The sequence below is a fragment of the Endozoicomonas sp. ALB091 genome (assembly GCF_049310265.1).
In the GTDB taxonomy this organism is placed as follows: domain Bacteria; phylum Pseudomonadota; class Gammaproteobacteria; order Pseudomonadales; family Endozoicomonadaceae; genus Endozoicomonas.
On the sequence record NZ_JBLYNQ010000003.1, the window covers coordinates 43,878 to 65,974 of the forward strand.

16 protein-coding genes and 1 pseudogene are annotated in these 22,097 nt (G+C 48.4%); 8 read left to right on the top strand and 9 right to left on the bottom strand.

Annotated elements, in window-relative coordinates:
* Window positions 1–127: 127 nt before the first annotated feature.
* From ACO6UX_RS03160 to ACO6UX_RS03185, 6 genes are all read right to left on the bottom strand, one after another.
* The gene (locus tag ACO6UX_RS03160) at window positions 128–3,550 is read right to left on the bottom strand and encodes a DUF1601 domain-containing protein (protein ID WP_422444805.1); all 3,423 of its coding nucleotides are present in this window, start codon (window positions 3,548–3,550) and stop codon (window positions 128–130) included.
* A gap of 577 nt (window positions 3,551–4,127) precedes the next feature.
* Window positions 4,128–7,016 (bottom strand): DUF1601 domain-containing protein, encoded by a 2,889-nt coding sequence (locus tag ACO6UX_RS03165; RefSeq protein ID WP_422444807.1) that lies wholly within the window; start codon window positions 7,014–7,016, stop codon window positions 4,128–4,130.
* Between the two features lie 115 nt (window positions 7,017–7,131).
* The gene (locus ACO6UX_RS03170) at window positions 7,132–8,265 is read right to left on the bottom strand and encodes an RAP domain-containing protein (protein WP_422444809.1); all 1,134 of its coding nucleotides are present in this window, start codon (window positions 8,263–8,265) and stop codon (window positions 7,132–7,134) included.
* A 39-nt stretch (window positions 8,266–8,304) separates the two neighbouring features.
* Entirely contained in the window at window positions 8,305–9,099 is a 795-nt protein-coding gene (locus ACO6UX_RS03175) for a hypothetical protein (RefSeq protein ID WP_422444811.1), read from the bottom strand.
* A gap of 135 nt (window positions 9,100–9,234) precedes the next feature.
* Entirely contained in the window at window positions 9,235–11,829 is a 2,595-nt protein-coding gene (locus ACO6UX_RS03180; protein WP_422444813.1) for a DUF1601 domain-containing protein, read from the bottom strand.
* 163 nt (window positions 11,830–11,992) lie between these two features.
* Window positions 11,993–13,666, bottom strand: coding sequence for a DUF1601 domain-containing protein (locus tag ACO6UX_RS03185; protein WP_422444815.1), 1,674 nt, complete (start codon window positions 13,664–13,666; stop codon window positions 11,993–11,995).
* Between the two features lie 316 nt (window positions 13,667–13,982).
* Between ACO6UX_RS03185 and ACO6UX_RS03190 the strand changes: the two genes are divergently transcribed.
* Window positions 13,983–14,339, top strand: a complete 357-nt coding sequence (locus tag ACO6UX_RS03190; protein WP_422444817.1) for a Tn3 family transposase — start codon at window positions 13,983–13,985, stop codon at window positions 14,337–14,339.
* Entirely contained in the window at window positions 14,261–14,566 is a 306-nt protein-coding gene (locus tag ACO6UX_RS03195) for a Tn3 family transposase (protein ID WP_422446121.1), read from the top strand. The genes ACO6UX_RS03190 and ACO6UX_RS03195 overlap by 79 nt, the downstream gene beginning before the upstream one ends.
* 179 nt (window positions 14,567–14,745) lie before the next feature.
* Here ACO6UX_RS03195 and ACO6UX_RS03200 read toward each other — a convergent pair whose 3' ends face one another.
* From ACO6UX_RS03200 to ACO6UX_RS03210, 3 genes and pseudogenes are all read right to left on the bottom strand, one after another.
* Window positions 14,746–14,901 carry a hypothetical protein gene (locus ACO6UX_RS03200; RefSeq protein ID WP_209278884.1) on the bottom strand — a complete coding sequence of 52 codons (156 nt, stop codon included), beginning with the start codon at window positions 14,899–14,901 and terminating at the stop codon, window positions 14,746–14,748.
* 104 nt (window positions 14,902–15,005) lie between these two features.
* On the bottom strand, window positions 15,006–15,263 hold the full coding sequence (locus ACO6UX_RS03205) for a hypothetical protein (RefSeq protein WP_422444819.1): 258 nt from the start codon (window positions 15,261–15,263) through the stop codon (window positions 15,006–15,008).
* 580 nt (window positions 15,264–15,843) lie between these two features.
* A pseudogene (locus ACO6UX_RS03210) lies at window positions 15,844–17,206 on the bottom strand (ISNCY family transposase).
* Between the two features lie 386 nt (window positions 17,207–17,592).
* Between ACO6UX_RS03210 and ACO6UX_RS03215 the strand changes: the two are divergent.
* From ACO6UX_RS03215 to ACO6UX_RS03240, 6 genes are read left to right on the top strand one after another with little or no spacing between them, the layout of a single operon-like run.
* Window positions 17,593–17,865, top strand: a complete 273-nt coding sequence (locus tag ACO6UX_RS03215; RefSeq protein WP_422444821.1) for an indolepyruvate ferredoxin oxidoreductase subunit alpha — start codon at window positions 17,593–17,595, stop codon at window positions 17,863–17,865.
* A gap of 60 nt (window positions 17,866–17,925) precedes the next feature.
* Window positions 17,926–18,189: an acyl carrier protein gene (locus ACO6UX_RS03220; RefSeq protein ID WP_422444823.1), complete on the top strand. Its 264-nt coding sequence runs from the start codon at window positions 17,926–17,928 to the stop codon at window positions 18,187–18,189.
* Window positions 18,190–18,201: 12 nt separating this feature from the next.
* A complete protein-coding gene (locus ACO6UX_RS03225) occupies window positions 18,202–19,767 on the top strand; it encodes an amino acid adenylation domain-containing protein (RefSeq protein ID WP_422444825.1) in 1,566 nt (521 codons plus the stop codon).
* Window positions 19,760–20,347: an acyl-CoA dehydrogenase family protein gene (locus ACO6UX_RS03230; RefSeq protein ID WP_422444827.1), complete on the top strand. Its 588-nt coding sequence runs from the start codon at window positions 19,760–19,762 to the stop codon at window positions 20,345–20,347. Before ACO6UX_RS03225 ends, ACO6UX_RS03230 begins: the two co-directional genes overlap by 8 nt.
* Before the next feature lie 56 nt (window positions 20,348–20,403).
* A complete protein-coding gene (locus ACO6UX_RS03235; protein WP_422444829.1) occupies window positions 20,404–20,967 on the top strand; it encodes an acyl-CoA dehydrogenase family protein in 564 nt (187 codons plus the stop codon).
* Window positions 20,964–22,088: an acyl-CoA dehydrogenase family protein gene (locus tag ACO6UX_RS03240; RefSeq protein ID WP_422444831.1), complete on the top strand. Its 1,125-nt coding sequence runs from the start codon at window positions 20,964–20,966 to the stop codon at window positions 22,086–22,088. Before ACO6UX_RS03235 ends, ACO6UX_RS03240 begins: the two co-directional genes overlap by 4 nt.
* Window positions 22,089–22,097: the final 9 nt, after the last annotated feature.

Genomic DNA, 22,097 nt, shown 5'->3' on the forward strand with positions numbered 1-22,097 from the left:
TCCTGATGTCAGCAATCCGTTATTTTCAAATCATCCGGAGGAAGATTGTTAGAACACATGGGTTCCACACCGGCATTCCTTTCCTGAAATGTGAAAACGGTTCTTGAGTCATGATGAAGGGAGAAGATTACTGGCTGTTTGTTCTCTTCCTTTTTCTACTTTTGGGATTGCATGCTAGCTCTTCTAAATGTTCTTCGGCGGTCAAGTCACAGTGATCTGCGGGCTGCCATCTTTTATCGGCGGTCACGTATGCCTCATCTGCCCAAGCTCTTTTAAGTGATCCAGAGCCATGCCCCCTCGGCGGGGTGTCTACTCTGGTCTTTATGTGATCAATATATCGTTTTATTGAATCCTGGTTATAAAGCTGGTTAACCGGGATTTCAATGACCTCAAATCCTGCTTTTTGCAGCAGTGCGATTTTAAGCAGAGTCGAACCATTCCTGGTGTTGAAATCGCCACTTACGTAATGGGACGGTCCCTGAACTTCAATAACCATCTTGTGATCTGGCAGTAGCAGGTCAACCGGCGGTAATGAGTTCAGACTCTTTTCTTCTTCAATCTTCAAAAAAGGAATACTTGATTGCAGTTGATTGCGGAAGTCGGATTGCGGTTTTGAAATGATGGTCTCGTAGTGGAGGATGATCGGGTACGCTCTGCCAAGCCAACTTGCGGCCATGGCAATGATGCGTTGATCCTCTTCATTGTCTGGGAAGGTATTTTCCAGGCGATTAAACAGGTCATCCATGTGTTTTTCAAGCACGTTATTATTGGTATTGGAGTCTAGAGATAACCTGGCACAGCAGACCATTACTCCCCAGATAGACATCAATATCGCTTGCTGAGAGAGCTGAGGGTTTTTACTGATTCGGCGGACAAGCGATTCGAACGTGGAGGTAACCACGTTCAGCTCAACGAGCTCGCCCAGTTTTGCCGTGGCCCACAGCAGGTTGGCGATATGCTGAGGAGTAAATTGGTCTTTCTGTGCGTTCACTTGGGGCAACAGCGCGGTCACGGCCTCGTTAAACCCTGGTGTCCGCTCCTGACCGTTGTCCACCAGTTTCGCCATGGCCCACAGCAGGTTGGCGATTTCCTGTGGTTTAAAGTTAGCTGTCTGTACGTTCACGTAGGGTAACAACGCGGCAACAGCCTCTTTGAGCCCTGATGTCCGCTCCTGTCCGTTGTCCACGAGTTTCGCCATGGCCCATAGCAGGATGGCGATATGCTGAGGAATAAATTGGTCTTTCTGTGCGTTCACGTGGGGTAACAGTACGGCCACGGCCTCGTTGAGCTCGGGTGTCTGCTCCTGGCCGTTGTCCACCAGTTTCGCCATGGCCCAAAGCAGGCTGGCGATTTCCTGTGATTTAAAGTTAGCTTTCTGTACGTTCACGAGGAGCAATAACGCGGCCACAGCCTCTTTGAGCTCTGGCGTCTGCTCCAGCCCGTTGTCTACCTGTTTCGCCATGGCCCACAGCAGGTTGGCGATTTCCTGTGGATTAAAGTTAGCTTTCTGTGCGTTCACTTGGGGCAACAGCGCGGCTACGGCCTCGCTGAGCCCTGGTATCCACTCCTGGCCGTTGTCCACCAGTTTCGTCATGGCCCACAGCAGGTTGGCGATACCCTGAGCATTAAATTGGTCCTTCTGTGCGTTTATGTGGGGTAACAGTGCGGCCACGGCCTCGCTGAACTCTGGTGTCTGCTTCTGTCCGTTGTCCACCAGTTTCGCCATAGCCCACAGCAGGTTGACGATATGCTGAGGAATAAATTGGTCTTTCTGAGCGTTCACGTGGGGTAACAGCGCAGCCAGGGCCTCTTTGAGCCCTGATGTCCACTCTTGCCCATTGCTCACCAGTTTTGCCATGGCCCACAGCAGGTTGGCGATATGCTGTGGAATAAATTGGTCTTTGTGTGCGTTCACGTAGGGCAACAGCGCGGCCACGGCCTCGTTGAGCTCTGGTGTCCGCTCCTGCCCGTTGTCCACCAGTTTCGCCATGGCCCACAGCAGGTTGGCGATATGCTGAGGGATAAATTGGTCTTTCTGTGCGTTGATGCGGGGCAACAGCGCGGCGATGTTCTCGTTGAACTCTGGTGTCTGCTCCTGTCCGTTGTCCACCAGTTTCGCCATAGCCCATAGCAGGTTGGCGATACTCTGGGCATTAAATTGGTCTTTCTGTGCGTTCACGTAGCGCAAAAGCGCGGCCACGGCCTCTTCGAGTTCTGGTGTTCGCTCCTGCCCGTTGTCGACCAGTTTCGCCATGGCCCACAGCAGGTTGGCGATTTCCTGGGGTTTAAAGTTAGCTGTTTGTACGTTCACCTGGGGCAACAGAGCGGACACGGCCTTTTTGAGCTCTGGTGTCCGCTCCTGTCCGTTGTCTACCAGTTTCGCCATGGCCCATAGCAGGTTGGTGATTTCCTGTGGTTTAAAGTGAGCTTTCTGTGTGTTCACGTGGGGCAACAGCGCGGCCACGGCCTCGTTGAGCCCTGATGTCCGCTCCTGCCCGTTGTCCACAAGTTTCGCCATGGCCCACAGCAGGTTGACAATGCCCTGAGCATTAAATCGGTCCTTCTGTGCGTTCACGTGGGGCAACAGCGCTGCCACACCCTCTTTGAGCCCTGGTGTCCGCTCCTGTCCATTTCCCACAAGTTTCGCCATGGCCCACAGCAGGTTGGCAATGCCCTGAGCATTAAAGTGGTCCTGCTGTGCGTTCACTTGGGGCAACAGCGCGGCCACGGCCTCTTTGAGCTCTGGTGTCCGCTTCTGTCCGTTGTCCACCAGCTTTGCCATGGCCCACAGCAGGTTGACGATATGCTGAGGAATAAATTGGTCTTTCTGTGCGTTCACGTGGGGCAACAGCGCAGCCAGGGCCTTTTTGAGCCCTGATGTCCACTCTTGCCCATTGCTCACCAGTTTTGCCATGGCCCACAGCAGGTTGGCGATTCCCTGAGCATCAATATCCCTGGCTTCAGGTTTTTGATGGCACTTGAATACTATTGCATCAAGTAGCGTTGACAATAAGGCAGCTTGGGTAAGCTTTACACGCTCATCCATGGGTTTATGAGGGGTAAAAACACCCGCTGAAGTCAATGAATGAAGTGTTGTTGACAGGCTTCGCCAACTCCAGCTCCGTGTTGCTGTAAAATTTTGCAGAAAACTTATCAGCTTGCCTTGTTCCGCTTGATTTAGTGGTCTTTTAGCAGCTGACGTGTATTTTTTAATTGAACTGGCATATTGACTGTGATTTCTCCCATCATAGGAATGACCGAAACGACCAGATGTACTCACCAGACCAGCCATTATTTCTTGTTTGATGAGAGCATTAAAATCCTGGGCAGTGTTTACTGAACGGTACTGTAGATATTGAGAAGAGCGTGTGCCGGTAGAACAGTAAAATTCATTACGCCCTGTGGTAGACCGGGGGGGATTATCCCATTGTCTGACTGTGGCATGTCTATATCGCCCATGCCTTGAAGAAGCAGCATGGTCATTCGACTGATTGTAATTTTTATCGGATCTTGCGTGTTGACCACTGATACCAGCAGAGCTTCTATCCATAATTACATTTCATTAATTCATGGAAATATAAAAAACAGACTGCTGTTCGGTTCAGAAGTTCATTTTTTACTTTTTGGTTTGTCTCTTTGCTCTGCTGAATGTTTTTCGGCGGTTAAGTTACAGTGTTGCCATCCTTTATCGACAGTTATACATAGCTCATCTTTACCCCGCTTTTAAATAAGTGATACTGAGCCATGTCCCTCTAGGAGGCTGACCGAGAATAGGCTTATGTTATCATAAGCCTCAAATTTTGTAGAAAACGTATCAGCAGGCTTTGTTCCGCCTGGTTTAACGGTCTTTTAGCAGCTGACGTGTATTGTTTAATTGAATTGGCATACAGACAGTGATTTCTCCCATCATAGCGATGACCGACACGCTCCGATTGACTCACCAGGTCATCTATTATTTCCTGTTTGGTGAGAGCATTAAAATCTTGAGCAGGGTTTACTGAACGGCGCAGCAGATATTGAGAAGAGTATGCGGCAGAAGAAGGGTGAAATTCATTTCATTAATTCATGAAAATATAAAAAGCAGACTGCTGCTCTGTTCAGAAGTTCATACTGATGAAATATCCGGGTTAAGTAATTGATACAGAACCATGCCCTTGTGCCCGGATGTCTACCCTGGTCTTTATGCGATCAATACACAGTTTCATTGAATCCAGGTTCCAAAGCTGGTTAACCGGGATTTCAATGACCTCAAATCCTGATTTTTGCAGCAGGGCGATTTTAAGCAGAGTCGAACCATTCCTGGTGTTGAAATCACCACTCACGTAATGAGTTGGTCCCTGAATTTCAATAACCATGTTGTAATCCGGCAGTAGCAGGTCAACCGGAGGCAATGAGTTCAGACACTTTTCTTCTTCAATCTTCAAAGAGGGAATGCGTGATTGGAGTTGTTCGCGAAAGCCGGTTTGAGGTTGTGAAACGACTATCCGGTAATGGGGGGTAACCGGACAGGGTCTCCCGAGCCAACTTGCGGCCATGGCAATGACGCGTTTATCCTCATCATTGTCCGGGGATGTATTTTTCAGGCGAGTAAACAGGTCATCCATGTGCTTTTCAAACACATTATTTTTATTGGCATTAGAGACCAGAAACAACCTGGCACAGCATACCATTACTCCCCAGAGAGACATCAATATTGCCTTGAGAGAGACATGAGGGTTTTTACTGATTCGGTGGACAAGAGGCTCAAACGTGGCCATAGCCACGTTCAGCTCAACGAACTCACCCAGTTTCGCCATGGCCCACAGCAGGTTGGCGATATGCTGAGGAGTAAATTGGTCTTTCTGTGTGTTCACGAGGAGTAACAGAACGGCCACGGCCTTGTTGAACTCTGGTGTCTGCTCCTGCCCGTGTTCCACCAGTTTTGCCATGGCCCACAGCAGGTTGGCAATAGCCTGGGGATTAAAGTTAGCTTTTTGTGCGTTCACGAGGGGCAACAACGCGGCTACGACCTCATTGAATTCTGATGATCGCTCCTGTCCGTTATCCACCAGCTTCGCCAGGGCCCACAGCAGGTTGGCGATACCCTGTGGTTTAAAGTTAGCTTTCTGTGCGTTGACGTGGGGCAACAGCGCGGCTACGGCGTCTTTTAGCACTGAGGTCATGTCCTGCCCGTTGTCCATCAGTTTTGCCAGGGCCCATAGCAGGTTGGCGATACTATGGGCAGTAAAATAGTCTTTCTGTACGTTCACGCGGGGCAGCAGCGCAGCCACAGCCTTGTTGAGTTCTGGCGTACGCTTTTGCCCATTGTCAACCAGTTTGGCAATGGACCACATCAGGTTGACCATTTCCTGTGTTTTAAAGTTAGCTTTCTGTGCGTTCACGAGGGGCAACAGCGCGATCACAGCCTCTCCAAGCCCCGGTGTACGCTCCTGTTCGTTGTCTACCAGTTTCGCCATGGCCCAGAGCAGATTGACGATATGCTGAGGAATAAATTGGTCTCTCTGTGCGCTCACTTGGGGGAACAGCACGACCACGGCCTTATTGAGCGCAGGTGTTCGCTCCTGCTCATTGTCCACCAGTTTCGCTATGGCCCACAGCAGGTTGGCGATATGTTGAGGAATAAATTGGTCTTTATGTGCGCTCACGAGGGGCAGCAGCGCGACCACGGTCATTTTGAACTCTGGCGTCCGCTCCAGTCCGTTGTTCACCAGTTTTGCCATGGCCCACAGCAGATTGGCGATTTCCTGTTGAGTAAAGTTAGCTTTGCGCGCGTTCACGCGGGGCAATAGCGCGGCCAGAGCCTCTTCGAGTTCTGGTGTCCATTCCTGCCCGTTGTCCACCAGTTTCGCCATGGCCCACACCAGGTTGGCGATACCCTGGGCATCAAATTGGTCTTTCAGTGCGTTCACATGAGGCAACAGCGCAGCCAGGGCCTCGTTGAGTTCCGGTGTCTGCTTATGCCCGTTGTCCACCAGTTTCGCCATGGCCCACAGCAGGATGGCGATATCCCGTGGTTTGAAGTTATCTTTCGATGCATTTATGTGGGGTAACAGCGCAGCTAAAGCCTGTTTCAACGCTGGTGTCTGCTGCTGGCCGCCGTCCACCAGTTTGGCCATGGCCCAGAGTATGTTGGCGATTTCCTGTGGTTTAAAGTTAGCCTTCTGTGCGTTTACATGGGGCAACAGGGTAGCCAGGGCTTCTTTGAGTCCTGGTGTCTGCTTCTGCCCTTTGTCCGCCAGTTTAGCCATGGCCCACAGCAGATTGGCGACTTCCTGTGGATTAAAATTGGTTTTCCGGGCGTTTACAAGGGACAATAGCGCGGCCACGGCCTGTTTCAGCTCTGGTGTCTGATCCTGCCCCAAGTCCACCATTTTCGCCATGGCCCACAGCAGGTTGGTAATTCCCTGAGTATCAATATACCTGGCTTCAGATGTTTGATGGCACTTGAATATTATTGCATCAAATAGCGTTGACAATATGTTCGCTTGAGTAAGCCTGACGCGCTCATCCATGGGTCTATAAGTGGTAAAAACACCTGCTGAAGTCAATGAATGAAGTGTTGTCGACAGGCTTAGCCAATTCCAGCTGCGTACTGCGGTAAAGCGTTGCAGCAAACGTAGCAGCTGGCTTTGTTCAGCTCGATTTAACGGTCGTTTAACAGCTAATGCGTATTTTTTAATGGAACTGGCATATTGCCCGTGATTCCTCCCATCATAGCGATAACCAAAACGATCCGATTTTTTCAGCAGATCATCCATTATTTCCTGTTTAATGAGGGCATTAAAATCTGGAGCAGGGTGTACTGAACGGCACTGTAAATATTGAGAAGAGCGTGCGTCATAAGAATGGCAAGATTCGTTACGCCCCGGGGTAGTGCGGGAAGAATGAACCCGCCGTCTGACTGTACCCTGTCTGTATTGCCCATGCCTTGAAGAAGCGGCATGGTTATCCGGTTGGTGATATTCATTACCTGACCTTGCGTATTTACCACGGATACCAGCAGTGCTTCTATCCATAATTATATTTCATTAATTCATGAGAATATAAAAAGCAGACTGCGATTCTGTTCAGAAGTTCATTTTGCTCGAATGTGAAAATGGTTCAGGAACCATAATGAAAGGGAAGAGGTTATTACCTTTTTTTTCTCTTCCTTTTTCTTTTTGGTTTGCGTGTGTGCTGTTCTAAATGTTCTTCGGCCTTTAAGTAAGAGTGATCTGAGCATTGCCGTCCTTTATTGGCAGCAACGTTGGCCTCTTCTGTCCACCCGATGTTAAATGATACAGTGCCATGACCTTGTGCCGGGGTGTCTACCCTGGTCTTTATTTGATCAATACATCTATTCATTAAACCTTTGTTCCAAAACCCGTTAACCGGGATTTCAATGACCTCAAATCCTGATTTTCTCAGCAGTGCGATTTTAAGCAGAGTTGAACCATTCCGGGTTTTGAAGTCACCGCTGACGTAATGAGAGGGTCCCTGAACTTCAATAATAATGTTGTGATCTGGCAGTAGCAGATCAACCGGAGGTAATGAATGCAGACTCTTTTCTTCTTCAATCTTCAAAAAGGGAATGCGAGATTGGAGTTGATTGCGGAAGATGGTCTGATATTTTGAAGTGGTTGTCTGGTAATGAGGGGTGACCGGACATGGTTTTCCAAGCCAACATGCGGCCATGGCAAGGATGGATCGATCCTCTTCATTGACCGGGGATATATTTTCCAGGCGAGTAAACAGGTCATCCATATGCTTTTCAAGCACATAATTTCTATTGGTATTAGAGTCCAGAGCCAACCTGGCACAGCATACCATTACTCCCCAGAGAGACATCAATATGGCATGGTGAGAGAACTGAGGGTTGTAACTGATTTGGTAGACAAGGGATTCGAACGTAGAGGTAGCCATGTTCAGCACAACGAACTCACCGAGTTTGGCCATGGCCCACAGCAGGTTGGCGATTTCCTGTGGTTTAAAGTCAGCTTTCTTTGCGTTTACCAGGGACAGCAGCGAGGCCACGGCTTCGTTGATTTCTGGAGTCCGCTCCTGTCTGTTGTCCACCAGTTTCGCCATGGCCCACAGCAGGTTGGCGATAGCCTGGGCATTAAATTGGTCTTTCTGTATGTTCACCTGAGGCAACAGTGCGGCCACAGTTTCTTTGAGCCCTGGTGCCCACTCCTGCCCGTTGTCCACCAGTTTTGCCATGGCCCAGAGCAGATTGGCGATGCCCTGGGCATTAAATTGGTTCTTTTGTGCGTTAACGTGAGGCAACAGTGCGAACAGGGCCCCGTTGAACCCTGGTGTCCACTCTTACCCGTGGCCCACAAGTTTCGCCAAGGCCCACAGCAGGTTGGCGATATGCTGAGGAATAAACTGGTTTTTCTCTGAGTTCACGAGGGGTAACAGCGCTGCCACAGCTTCTTTGAGCCCTGGTGTCCATTGCTGCCCGTTGTCCACCAGTTTTGCCATGGCCCACAGCAGGTTGGCGATTCCCTGGGCATCAATATCCCATGCTTGAGGTTTTTGGTTGCACTTGAATGTGATTGTATCAAGTAGCGTTGACAATAAGACAGCTTGAGTAAGCTTAACGCGCTCACCCATGGGTTTATGAGGGGTAAAAACACCCGCTGAAGTAAATGAATAAAGTGTTGTCGTCAGGCTTCGCCAATTCCAGCTCTGGGTGACTGTAAAATGTTTTAGCAAACGTATCAGCTGGCTTTGTTCCGCTGGATTTAACGGTCTTTTTGACGCTGACGTGTATCTTTTAATTGAACTGGCATATTGCCCATGATTTCTCCCATCATAGCGGTGACCGAAATGATTCGATTTACTCACCAGATCATCCATTATTTCCTGTTTGGTGAGGGCGCTAAAATCTTCAGCAGGGTTTATTGAACGGTGTATTAGATATGGAGAGGGGCGTGCGCCAGACGAGTGGCAAAATTCATTGCGCCCCGGGGTAGTACGGGAGGAATGATCCCGTCGTCTGACTGTACCCTGTCTGTATTGCCCATGCCTTGAAGAAGCGGCATGATCATCCGGTCGGTTGTGATCATTGCTTGATCTTGCGTATTTACCGCTGATACCAGCAGTGCTTCTATCCATAATTATATTTCATCAATTCATGAGAATATAAAAAGCAGACTGCGGTTCTGTTCAGAAGTTAATTTTGCTGAAAAGTTTATAATTTTGCTTCCTTTTTCCATTTTCTGGCATCCTCGCTGCGGGCGCTATTCACGGTCAGCCTCCTAGCCTGGTCTTTATTTGATCAATACATAGTTTTATTGAATCCTGATTCCCAAGCATTTTAACCGGGATTTCAATGACCTCAAATCCTGATTTTTGCAGCAGTGCATTTTTCAGCAGAGTTGAACCATTCCTGGTTTTGAAATCACCACCCACGTAGTGGGACGATCCCTGAATCTCAATCACAATATTGTGATCTGGCAGTAGCAGGTCCACCGGAGGTAATGAGTTCAGACTCTTTTCTTCTTCAATCTTCAAAGAGGGAATACATGATTGGAGTTGATTGCGGAAGTCGGATTGAGTTTTTGAAATGATTGTCTGGTAATGGGGAACGACCGGACACGCTCTGCCAAGCCAGCTTGCGGCCATGGCAATGCTGCGTTGTTCCTCTTCATTATCCCGGGATGTATTTTGCAGGCGAGTAAACAGGTCATCCATGTGTTTTTCAAGCACGTGATGTTTATTGGCATGGGAGACCAGAGACAACCTGGCACAGCATACCATTACTCCCCAGAGAGACATCAATATCGCTTGCTGAGAGAGCTGAGAGTTTCCACTGATTTTGCAGACAAGCGTTTCGAGCGTGGATGTAACCACGTTCAGCTCAATGAGCTCACCCAGTTTCGCCAGTGCCCACATCAGGTTGGCAATATGCTGAGGAATAAAGTGGTCTTTCTGTGCGTTTACGTGGGGCAACAGCTCGGCCACGGCCTGCTTGAGCCCTGTTGTCTGCTCCTGCCCGTTGTCCACCAGTTTTGCCATGGCCCACATCAGGTTGGCGATTTCCTGCGGTTTAAAGTCAGCTTGCTGAACGTTCACGTGGAGTAACAGTGAGGCCAGAGCTTCTTTAAGAAGCTCTGGTGCCCACTCTCCGTTGTCCACCAGTTTCGCCATGGCCCACAGCAGGTTGGCAATACCCTGTGGTTTAAAGTTAGCTTTCTGTGCCTTCACGAGGGACAACAGCGCGCCCACGGCTGCTTTGAGCTCTGGTGTCTGCTCCTGCCCGTTCTCCACCAGTTTTGCCATGGCCCACAACAGGTTGGCGATACCCTGGGCATTAAATTGGTCTTTCTGTACGTTCACCTGGGGTAACAGCGCGGCCAGGGTCTCATTGAACTCTGGTATCCGCTCCTGCCCGCTTTCCACCAGTTTCGCCAAGGCCCACAGCAGGTTGGTGAAATTCTGAGGATTAAATTGGTCTTTCTGTGCGTTCATGCACGGTAACAGAGCAGCCACAGCCTCTTTGAGCCCTGGTGTCCGCGCCTGCCCATTCTCCACTAGCTTCGCTATGGCCCACAGCAGGCTGGCGATTTCCCGTGGTTTAAAGTCAGTTTGATGTAGTACGTTCACTTGGAGTAACAGTGAGGCCAGAGCTTCTTTAAGAAGCTCTGGTGTCCACTCCCCGTTGTCCACCAGTTTCGCCATGGCCCACAGCAGGTTGGCGATATGCTGAGGAAGAAACTGGTTTTTCTGTGCATTTACATGGGGCAACAGCGCGGCCACTGCTTCTTTGAGCTCTGGTGTCTGCTCCTGACCGTTGATCACCAGTTTCGCCATGGCCCACAGCAGGTTGGCGATGTGCTGTGGTTTAAAGTTACCTTTCTGCGCATTCACGCGGGGCAACAGCGTGGCCACGGCTTCGTTGAGCTCTGGTGTCTGCTCCAGCCCGGTGTCTATCAGTTTCGCCATAGCCCACAGCAGGTTGGCGATTTCTTGTGGGTTAAAGTTAGCTTTCTGTGCATTCACTTGGGGCCACAACGCAGCCAGGGCCTCTTTGAGCTCTGGTGTCCACTCTTGCCCGTTGTCCACCAGTTTCGCCATGGCCCACAGCAGGTTAGCGATATGCTGAGGAATAAATTGGTCTTTCTGTACGCTCACATGGGACAAGAGCGCGGCCACGGCCTGTTTGAGCCCTGGTGTCAGCTCCTGCCCGTTGTCCAACAGTTTCGCGATGGCCCATAGCAGGTTGGCGATTCCCCTGGCATCAATATTCCTGGCTTCAGGTTTTTGGTTGCACTTAAATGTTATTGCATTAAGCAGGGTTGACAATAAGTGAGCTTGAGTAAGTTTAATACGCTCATTCATGGGTTTATGAAGGGTAAAAACACCTGCTGAAGTAAATGAATGAAGTGTGGTCGTCAGGCTTCGCCAATTCCAGCTCCGTGTTGCGGTGAAATTTTGCAGCAGACGTATCAGCTGGCTTTGTTCAGCTCGATTTAACGGTCTTTTAGCAGCTGACGTGTATTTTTTAATTGAACTGGCATATTGACCGTGATTTCTCCCATCATAGCGATGACCGAAATGATCTGATTTACTCACCAGATCATCCATTATTTCCTGTTTAATGAGGGCATTAAAATCTTGCGCAGGGTTTACTGAACGACGCTGTAGATGTTGAGAAGAGCATGCGGCAGAAGAATGGTAAAATTCATTACGCTTCGGGGTAGAGCGGGGGGGATTATCCCACTGTCTGACAGTACTCTGTCTATATTGAGCGCGCCTTGAAGAAGCAGCCCGGTTATCCGACTGGATGTCATCATTACCTGGTCTTGCGTATTTACCACTGATACCAGCAGAGCTTCTATCCATAATTATATTTCATCAATTCATGAAAATATAAAAAGCAGACTGCGGTTCTGTTCAGAAGTTCATTTTGCTTAAAAGTTTATAATTTTGCTTCCTTTTTCCATTTTCTGGCATCCTCGCTGCGGGCGCTATTCTCGGTCAGCCTCCTAGCCTGGTCTTTATTTGATCAATACATAGTTTTATTGAATCCTGATTGGAGTTGATTGCGGAAGTCGGATTGAGGTTTTGAAATGATTGTCTGGTAATGGGGGACGACCGGACATGCTCTGCCAAGCCAATTGGCGGCCATGGCAATGCTGCGTTGATCCTCTTCATTATATTGGGATGTATTTTGCACGCGAGTAAACAGGTCACCCATGTGCTTTTCAAGCACGTGATTTTTATTGGCATTGGCGACCAGAGACAACCTGGTACAACATACCATCACTCCCCAGAGGGACATCATTATCGTTTGCTGAGAGAACTGTGAGTTTTCACTGATGCAGACAAGCGTTTCAAACGTGGATGTAACCACATTCAGCTCAACGAGCTCACCCAGTTTCTCCAGGGCCCACATCAGGTTGGCGATATGCTGAGGAGTAAAGTGGTCTTTATGTGCTTTTACGTGGGGCAACAGCGCTGCCATGGCCTTTTTGAGCTCTGATATCAGCTCCTGCCCGTTGTCCACCAGTTTTGCCATGGCCCACAGCAGGTTGGCGATATGCTGAGGAGTAAACTGGTCTTTTTGTGCGTTCACGTAAGGTAATAGTACGGCCACAGCTTCTTTAAGCTTTGCTGTCCAATGCTCGTTGTCCATCAGTTTCGCCATGGCCCACAGCAGGTTGGTGATACCCTGTGGTTTAAAGTTAGCTTTCTGTGCCTTCACGAGGGACAACAGCGCGGCCACGGCTTCTTTGAGCCCTGATGTCTGCTCCTGCCCGTTCTCCACCAGTTTTGCCATGGCCCACAACAGGTTGGCGATACCCTGTGGTTGAAAGTTAGCTTTCTGTGCTTTCACGTGGGGCAACAGCGTGGTCACCGCCTTGTTGAGCGCCGGTGTCCACTCCTGCCCGTTGTCCACCAGCTTTGCCATGGCCCACAGCAGGTTGGCGATATGCTGAGGAATAAATTGGTCTGTCTGTTCGTGAATATGGGGCAACAACGCGGCCACTGTGTCGTTGAACTCTGGTGTCTGCTTCTGCCCGTTGTCCACCAGCTTCGCCATGGCCCAAAGAAGGTTGACGATTCCCCGGGCATCAATATCCCGGGCTTGGGATTTTTGGTGGCACTTGAATATTATTGCATCAAGCAGATTGGACAGTAAGGCAGCTTGAGTAAGCGTGACCTGCTTATCCATGGGATTATGGGGGGTAAAAACACCCGCTGAAGTCAATGAATTAATTGTTGTCGTCAGGCTTCGCCAACCCCATCGCCGTGTTATTGTAAAATTTTGCAGTAATCCTATCAGCTGGTTTTGTTCAGCCCGATTTAACGGTCTTTTAGCAGCTGACGTGTATCTTTTAATTGAATTGGCATATTGACCGTGATCTCTCCCATCATAGCGATGACCGAAACGCTCAGATCTACTGTTCAGACCAGCCATTATTTCCTGTTTGATAAGGTTAATAAAATCTTGAGCGGGGTTTACTGAACGACGCTGTAGATGTTGAGGAGAGCATGCGCCAGAAGAATGGTAAAATTCATTACGCCCCGGGGTAGAGCGGGGGGGATTATCCCACAGTCTGACTGTACTCTGTCTATATTGCGCGCGCCTTGAACAAGCAGCCCGGTTATCCGGTTGGATGTCATCATTACCGGGTCTTGCGTATCTACGACTGATACCAGCAGAGCTTCTATTCATAATTATATTTCATTAATTCATGAGAATATAAAACGCAGACTGCGGTTCTGTTCAGAAGTTCATTTTGCTAAAATTGTCTATAGACGATCCTGTGGTGGTATGTCTAACCTGGTCTTTATTTGATTAATGCATAGTTTCATTAAATACTGGCTGCAAAACCGGTTGACTGGGTACGTGGCCCGTAACTGCGACAAATCTTCATAGAATCTCCATAACCATTTGATTGCATCAAGAAAAATGAATTTTCTTACGAAAGACCCAGATCGCAGTTTGATAAAACGATCGTTACACCAAATGGAAAAAACCTTTACCACTGGTGATTAACGCCTGTCTGCTGTCAGGAGCTTTTGGATTTGGCGCGCTCAAAATGGCTGATATGTCAGATATCGAGCTGAGCCAGTTACGGTCAATTCGGGAAGACTTTATTCGTATTGATACTCTGTGTGCGGCTAATGATATTGTCAGCAACCATATTCATTCACGGCCGATTTTCAAACAGTCGAATCTCATGAACGAAAAGGTACTGGCAGATGCACACGGGCAAAATTCGCAACCACCGATAGCACTATTCAGTCACGCTATTCCAAAAAGTACCTGGGCAAAGGGCGAGGTATATCGCTTTACAACTTACTCGCCAATCATGTCGCCGTTAACGCCAAGAATATCGGCCTGAATGAGTATGAAGGCCACTCCCTGTACGACATGATCTACAACAACAAAACCGATATTGATATCCATATGATGACAAGTGATAACCATTCGTTGAACAAGCTGAATTTTGTGGCACTGGACTCTATAGATGTAGTGACCATCTCCGGGGTTTTACAACGTAGTACGCCCACCTTCATCAGGCTTTTGATGGCTCTTAAATCCAGCTCAACATGCCACCGGGCCAGATAAAGGCTGACAATTTCTGACCGTGGATATTGTTCAGAATCCAACGGCGTAGTGACGATAATGCGTTTTTTATTTTTGATCACCCTGATTGTCAGTTCATCAGGCACCCAATGATCCTAGTACTCACGGCTCATCCAGTCTGGGCGTGCCGGTTTGGTCAGGTGGATTAGCCCGTCTTTCTTCTACAGCTTCTGGTCACATTGCCTGAAGTCTACATGTCGGGCTCTATTTTTCTCACAGACCGCATCAATGTCGCCTATCTGGAGCAGCGCGAGTAGAAAGTAATTTTCAAAAATGGTATCACCCAGAACGATGTCACCGGCTTTAAGCTGTCCCACCAGTTGCCTGAATAGCGTGACTTCGCCAGTTTGTTTGCCTTTGTAGGGAGCGACCGCGTAGGCCAGTAGAGCACCACTGCCTACTGCCGTGAGAGCTTCTATTCTCAGGAGCGGATTTCCAACCTCTTTTTTTGCGAACCATATTGAGGGTACGTTTTCTGATTCTCGGCTGTGTCTGGCATGGAGAGCGTCGAGCCATCGACAATGACGACTCTGCGATTAAACCAGAGCCACGACTCCAGGCTGGCACTACCGAGGTTATTACCGGATTGAGTCAGGAGTGTCATGAGACTCTCTTCCGTGAGGCGCTGCCTTGCATTGCAGTAGCTACTGCTGCCGGTTTTATTGGGTTCGCGTCCCATGGCTATCTGATCTCGTGTATCAGCGATCAGGGTATTACGGAAGGACTTATTCTAACTGGCCACCTGGTGCATAAACAGACTGAGAGTCTTTAATGGCGGGAAGGCCCTGACTCTTCCGCCTGTATACTGTAGCTGAAAATTCCCAAGGTTCTCTTTGGTTAGTACGTCTGAGAACCTGTCACACCCCGCCAAAGCGAATTGGCGGAGTAGTTCGTCTGCGAGGCGGAGGTATTCTGGGCTAAACTTGGTCATGGCTCACTCGAGGAGAGTTTGAATACTCATGACTTTTATAATCGTTTTTATTCTTGAGCAAGCCTTGGTATTTCAGGGGTGAAGGCTTAAGTCAGTGCCATTGCCATTGAAGTATATCTACATAGTGCCTGTCAGAAAACCCATCAATTTTAGTCATCAGCTCAGTCGGTCATCAGGCAGTCAGCAAGATTTGATCGTACAGCCAATTATTTCTTGCCATATCTGACAGGTATGTTTAAAAATCACACAAAAACCTTATTCTGCTGGTATACAGAAGCCTCATGCTCCGCATGATTGTGAGAGTAGACGTCAATCGGTCCGTCGATAACTACTGCCGATCCCGTTCCAGCAGGATTTTACCCAACCGGTTCAGGTTGCTGCCCAGGACAGCGAGGGCGACATAGCGCTTGAAGGCGTCAATCCCTTTATCCGGACACTTGTCGAGGCCATGCGCCTCCAGTGCGTTGATATCCGACTCAACAGCAGAGTGTTTACGTTTTGCCCGGACAAATTCCGGGTGTGACTCCCGTTTCTTATCCTTTGCCGAGAGTTTTCCCTTCTTGGGGAGCACCGCCCGGTCCAGAAGGGTTTCCAGTTTTTCAAGTTTTGCCTTCTCGGCCACGGGAGCCGCTACCTGGTCATCGGTTTGTTTTTCCATCACCTGCTGATGCAGGGTAAAACCAAACTGATCCTGCAGAACGCAAACACGCAGACCAAGCTCTACAAGAACCCCGGCCTTACATTTGCTGATCCACTCGGTATGGGGCTCAAAAAGCGAAAACACTTTCTCGGCATGAGGAATGGCTTCATGTTCAACCACCCGGCGATAAATCAAGTAAACTGGTGCCTTGCATGAAGTATCCAGTAGTGGAGGTTCTCAAGCCTTGCCTCATCAGAGTGGCGCTTTGCCAGCACCGACTGTGTGAGTTCCGCCTTGCGTATGATCTTGAGGCTGTACTTCAGGTATTCCGCGTGCGCCATCTCAATATCATGCTGGCGCAGGCTTCGTTTGGTCTCGCAGTCCGCTGTGGAGTGCTTCAGGTTCCGCACTTTGTGATAGCACTTCATGTGCTGTCTCTTCAAGTAGTCATGCTGCCGCCATAAAGGCTCTTTGTCGTCACAGGCTAACGCCGATGCAAACTCAATGATTTTACGGCAAGCGTCGCTCAGGAGGCTGATGTCAGTAGGGAAGTGAACGTTAGTCTTGACGACAAACGAATCGGCACGGCCATGTAGCGGCTCATCTTTTTTTTAACCAGCTGGTGACCGGCAGCCACCACGACCTGGTTGACCTGATCCAGTATCTCTGGCGTGAACAGGCTGATGTTATCCTGCAGTGTCTGGATGTGGTAGGAATGTGTGCAATATGGCCCGTGCCCGAGCATTTTCCGTAACGTGCCATGTTCATTGGCCAGCTCCTGCAGCCGGTCGTAGTCGCAGTTGGTGACAAGGCGCAACGTGCCGAAAACCAGTACTTTCCAGAGGTCCATGCCAGGGCGACCATTGTTCCGATTTGCGGGTATCATGGTTTCAAGTACCCGAAAAACCTGATTTCGCAGCTCCAGATCGGTCCAGATATGCTGCAAAGCCCGGAGCAGGCGGGGAATGTCGTCTCTCGACTTGGGGTTGAATGTGATGGCGGAGATATCGACCTCGCCCAACTGCATTTGTGGGTTGATGGCTTGACGCATAAGCTCAGAAATAGCCTGTTTGGAAAATCTTCAAATGATATATATGGCTTCAGGTCACTGTTTTCATAGTGTTAGGGTTTCCGGACAGGCACTACATAGTTCAATAATATGCGTTTTAATTTTCATAAAAATGAAATCAAAGCAAGAAGAATTTAATGTTTTAATCTTGAAAGTATACGTATATGTACGTATAGTGCACATAGCTATTTATCGATATGCAATCAAACCTTTATGTCTAAGAAGGGGAGATAACCAGAGTGCGGTATTGTGTGACCAGCAGGGAAAAACCATGAGACCTCTCATATCCAGTAGCTTCAAGATCTATAAGTATAAAGACCTGTAAGGCGTCATACACATTCATTGTTTATTTAAAAAAAGTGAGCAAGATGACTTATGTAGTTAAAAAGGATTGCGTTCATTGTCGTTTCACTGACTGTGTGGATGTATGCCCTGTTGAGGCTTTCCATCAAGCTCCAACTTTTCTGGTTATTAACCCTGAAGTTTGTATTGATTGTGGTGTTTGTGAACCTGAGTGTCCAATTGATGCGATAAAAGCAGATTCCGACTTATCTGACGACGAAATCGAATGTTTAGGGTGGAATTTAGAGCAGTCTACGATCTTGCCAGTCATTGCTGAAAGCCAAGAGCCTTTGGTGTAGCACGCTCTACTGATAAATACCCGTTTTTTACCGATCTATTTAATTTTAGAGGGACTTGAAATGAATACGTCTACAACTTCTTCTGCGGCGCAAAGTTTGATGAAAATCATCGCGGATATTAAAAAACTACCAGTTGACACGATAGAGCTTAGTGATAGTGATGATTTTATTACTAAATACAATTTAGATAGCCTTGATTCGGTATCACTTACCGTGCAAATCAGTTCTGAGCTCGGTGTTAATTTTGGTGAGTCAATGGATGATATTGATGCACTAGCCTCGTTTGGAACGCTTGTTGAACTTATTGAAAGCAGAACGGTGTAGTTGGAGATAAAGATGTCTACTGCAGTAGCGTTACCCCAACGCATTCAATATTGGGCAGCTTATCACGGTGATCGATTAGCCGTTGACGACGGTAGGTGCAAGCTTTCCTACTGTGAACTAGGCAAGAAAGTATCTTCGCTGGCAAAGGCGTTAAATGCTCGAGGAGTACTGCCCGGTGATCGGGTTCTTATTCACATTCAAAAGTCTTGTGATGCCGTAGTTGCACTTCTCGCGACACTCTCTTTAGGTGCGGCTTATGTCCCTTTAGATACGAAATCTCCCAAAGACCGCATTTTATCTATCGTCAAAGATGCAAAGCCAAGCTTGATTCTTTATGCATCCGCTGAACCGCTGTGCGATACAGTCGAAAACTATACAATCTTAGATATGTGTCATGTTGAGGATGTGGAAAACTATCAAGTTGATGACTGGTCTTTTTGTCCTGAAAATGATGCGTACGTACTTTATACATCCGGTTCTACTGGCGTCCCAAATGGTGTGCGAATAAGTCATCGTGCCATGATTGATTTCTTTAATGCGGTTAACGTCTATATGGGTGTGGAACAACGTTCTCGTTGTTTAAATACCTCAGCGATGTATTTTGACGTATCGGTTGTTGATACGCTGCTTCCACTCTATCAGGGAGCGTCGGTTTGGCTGAGTCCCGAATTTCCCATGCCATTACGGATAATCGAATTAATTGAGCAGGAACAAATTACGCATCTTTGCGGAGTAGGTTCGACACAAACCGTTTTAACGTCAACGCCAGGTTTTGAACAGCGTTCTTGGCCACAATTAAAAACCATCATGACAGGTGCGGAAGTACTTAATCCAAAAACCATGCAGCAATGGATAGATGTGGCACCGAATGTACATATTTTAAATGGGTATGGACCGACTGAAGCAACATGTGTCTGTACAGTGTTTACCATAAACGCAGCAAACGTGGATAAATATGAGGCTTACCCCATTGGCTCGCCCTTAGCGGGTATCTCTGTATTGATCGATGAGAGCAATGACAGCGAATCAGAACAAGGTGAACTTTGGATTGCAGGCAGTCAGCTTTTGACTGGCTACCTCAACCGTCCAGACCTTAATGAAAATCGTATCGTCGTTGTCAATGGCACACGCTATTACCGTACTGGTGATTTAGTCGAGCGTGATGATCAGGGAAAGCTTATCTTTCTTGGTCGATGCGACGACCAAGTTAAGGTCAGGGGATATCGAATACATCTTGATGATGTAGCGACACCGTTTCGAAACCAGAAAGAGATCAGTGATGCGGTGGCAGTCAACATTAAACACGATCAATTAGGGGAGTGTTTAGTCATTGTCGTGAACACGAATTCGTCATCGGATCGATGGGCAGCGGTATTTGAATCGGCCAAAAGCCTTTTGCCTCCGTATATGCGTCCTAAATTTTGGTTTTCCGCCGCTGAGTTTCCATTAAAACCTTCGGGCAAGGTGGATGCAAAGCTTTTGCGTCAAATTGCCGCTTCCCAAGCTTTAACGTTAAGTCAGAATACTAATATTAATGCCTTGACTCTCGAATCATCAGAGGTGGTGAGTGATGTCTGATGTTTACTGGGGAAAAGATATTCACCCTCCTGTTTTTTGGCTGGATAGCCGATTTAAAACTCTTAGCAAAAAACTGGGTGACTGCTTCAGCCTTATTAATGAACGTAGTCAGGCCGCGTTAAATGCAGGAGGTTCCCTGGATTTTAAGGGTTACATAAGATTGCTTGATGAAAGGGGGTTGTCTGGGCTTAGGTACTCAGTTGCACAAGGCGGCACAGACGATGGGCTCTGGTCTCAAGCATTGTTTGCAGAGCGACTTGGTCATGTCATTTCGGGAGCGGTAGGTATGGGGCTCACAATTCATTATGACATGGTGGCCCCCGTCATCGCGGCCCATGGTAATACCGCTTGTCAGCAACGCTTTTTAAAGCCAGCTCTTAGAGGGGAATTGCTCTTCAGTCATGCCGTTTCCGAAGCGTCAGCGGGATCTGATTTTAGTAACATTTCCTGCACAGCTCAGCGCCACAAAGGTGGCTGGCTGCTCAACGGTACGAAGACAATGATTTCGCTCGCGACTGCCGCTGATGTTCATTTTGTTCTCGCAAGGCTCCCTGAAAAAAAGCACCATTTCATATGGTGATCTTGCTTGTGCCGTCAAGCTTGAAAGGTGTGTCCGTTGGGCCTGAGCAAGCAACTATGGGTAATAAAGGCTGTCCTGTTGCTGATATTCATTTAGACAATGTATGGGTAGATGACGATTGTAGGCTAGGCGCACAGGGCCTAGGTTTTGTAATTCAGCTACAGCAATTTGTTCAAGAGAGGATCGTGTCTTCCCTTCGAGCCAATGCCGCAGCCCGGCGTGGGCTAGACAGATTGATCTCGCATACGCAAGAGCGGTTGGTTGCTGATCAAAGGCTGATTGATCGTGACAGCTGGCAACACAAAATTGCTGACCTGGAAAGTGACTGGGCAAAATGTCGGGCGTTGACCTATCAGGCGCTAGAAGCATGGGCAGAAGGTTTACCGTATGAAAGCCTTTCATCAGCCAGCAAATTGCTTTCTTCGCGCTTGGTTCGTCGTGTCGCTCGAACTGCGCTTCATGCGGGTGGTGTTAATCATTATCAACAGCAATCCGAACTGGCGCAGTTATATACCGATTCTCGTTTATTTTCCATTTCGACAGGCTCTGATGAAATGATGCTGACCAGCTTGATCGCTAGCGAAAAATTTGCGCAAACGATACGAGGAGAGCAGCGATGATGTTTGACGTGGATAGGCAATATAAAGAGAAGCTGGATGCTTGGTTTCAGCGCCAGATACTGGCGCAGTTAGAGCATTGGCAACAATATGCGCGACCGCAAGTCCGTAAATTGATTACCTCCTTGAATGAGCACCAACTTCTTACGTCAGGTTGGCCTGCGCCATGGGGCAACAACGACATTAGCCAACAATTGTATCTTCACTATTGTATTGCACAGCAACCCATTGGTGGATTGGGTCTGTGTTTGGCATCTCACCTTGATATTGGGGGGCGACTCCTTCAGCGATATGGCACAAATCAGCAGCAAGTGGCATGGCTACCTAAAGCATTGACTGGCGAATGTCTGCTGGCGCTCGCTATGACTGAGCGCAACGCTGGAAGCGATCTTCAAGGCATTGAAACCTTTGCTCAAAAAACGGAATCAGGGTGGAGTCTGACAGGGCACAAGGCAAGTATTACCAATGGTGCAGATGCTGATTTAGCGATAGTGCTGGCGCGAATTCAAGCTGGGCGCTCACCTTTATCCTATGCGCTGTTTTTAGTCCCTCTAAATAGCCCAGGTGTAGACCGACATGATCACTATGACTTATTGGGGTATGAGGGATGCTTGGGTGGGTTCGATCTCAACAATGTTGAGTTGCCCGTGGATGCAATGATTGGTCTACCCGGTCAAGGGTTAATCACGCTGCTCAAGCACTTGGACTTTGAGCGACTTTTGATTTCTGCACGTATTGCGGGTTACGGGAAGTTTCTCCTAGAACAACAGTTAACTGAACTGAAAAAACGGAAAACGTTTGGAAAGCCGTTGATTGATCGTCAGGCCGCAGCTTTTGATCATGCTCATCTTTGGGCTGAGTGGGCGGGTTTTCAAGCGCAGGCCGAGCAGTTAGCAAAAGTGCTCCAAGCTGGGAAAACAGCCACCCGAGAAACCGCCATGCTCAAGCTCAATGGCAGCCGATTATTAGTACAAACGGCTGACCGATTTCTCCAGTGGAGTGGTGGGCGCGGTTACATGGAAAGCCACGCAGCCGCCCGCGCGTATTGTGAGTCCCCGGGGCTGGGGCTGGCTGGCGGTAGTGAAGAAACACTGATTGGAGTAATCGCACGAGACTACCTCTGAAGGACATTT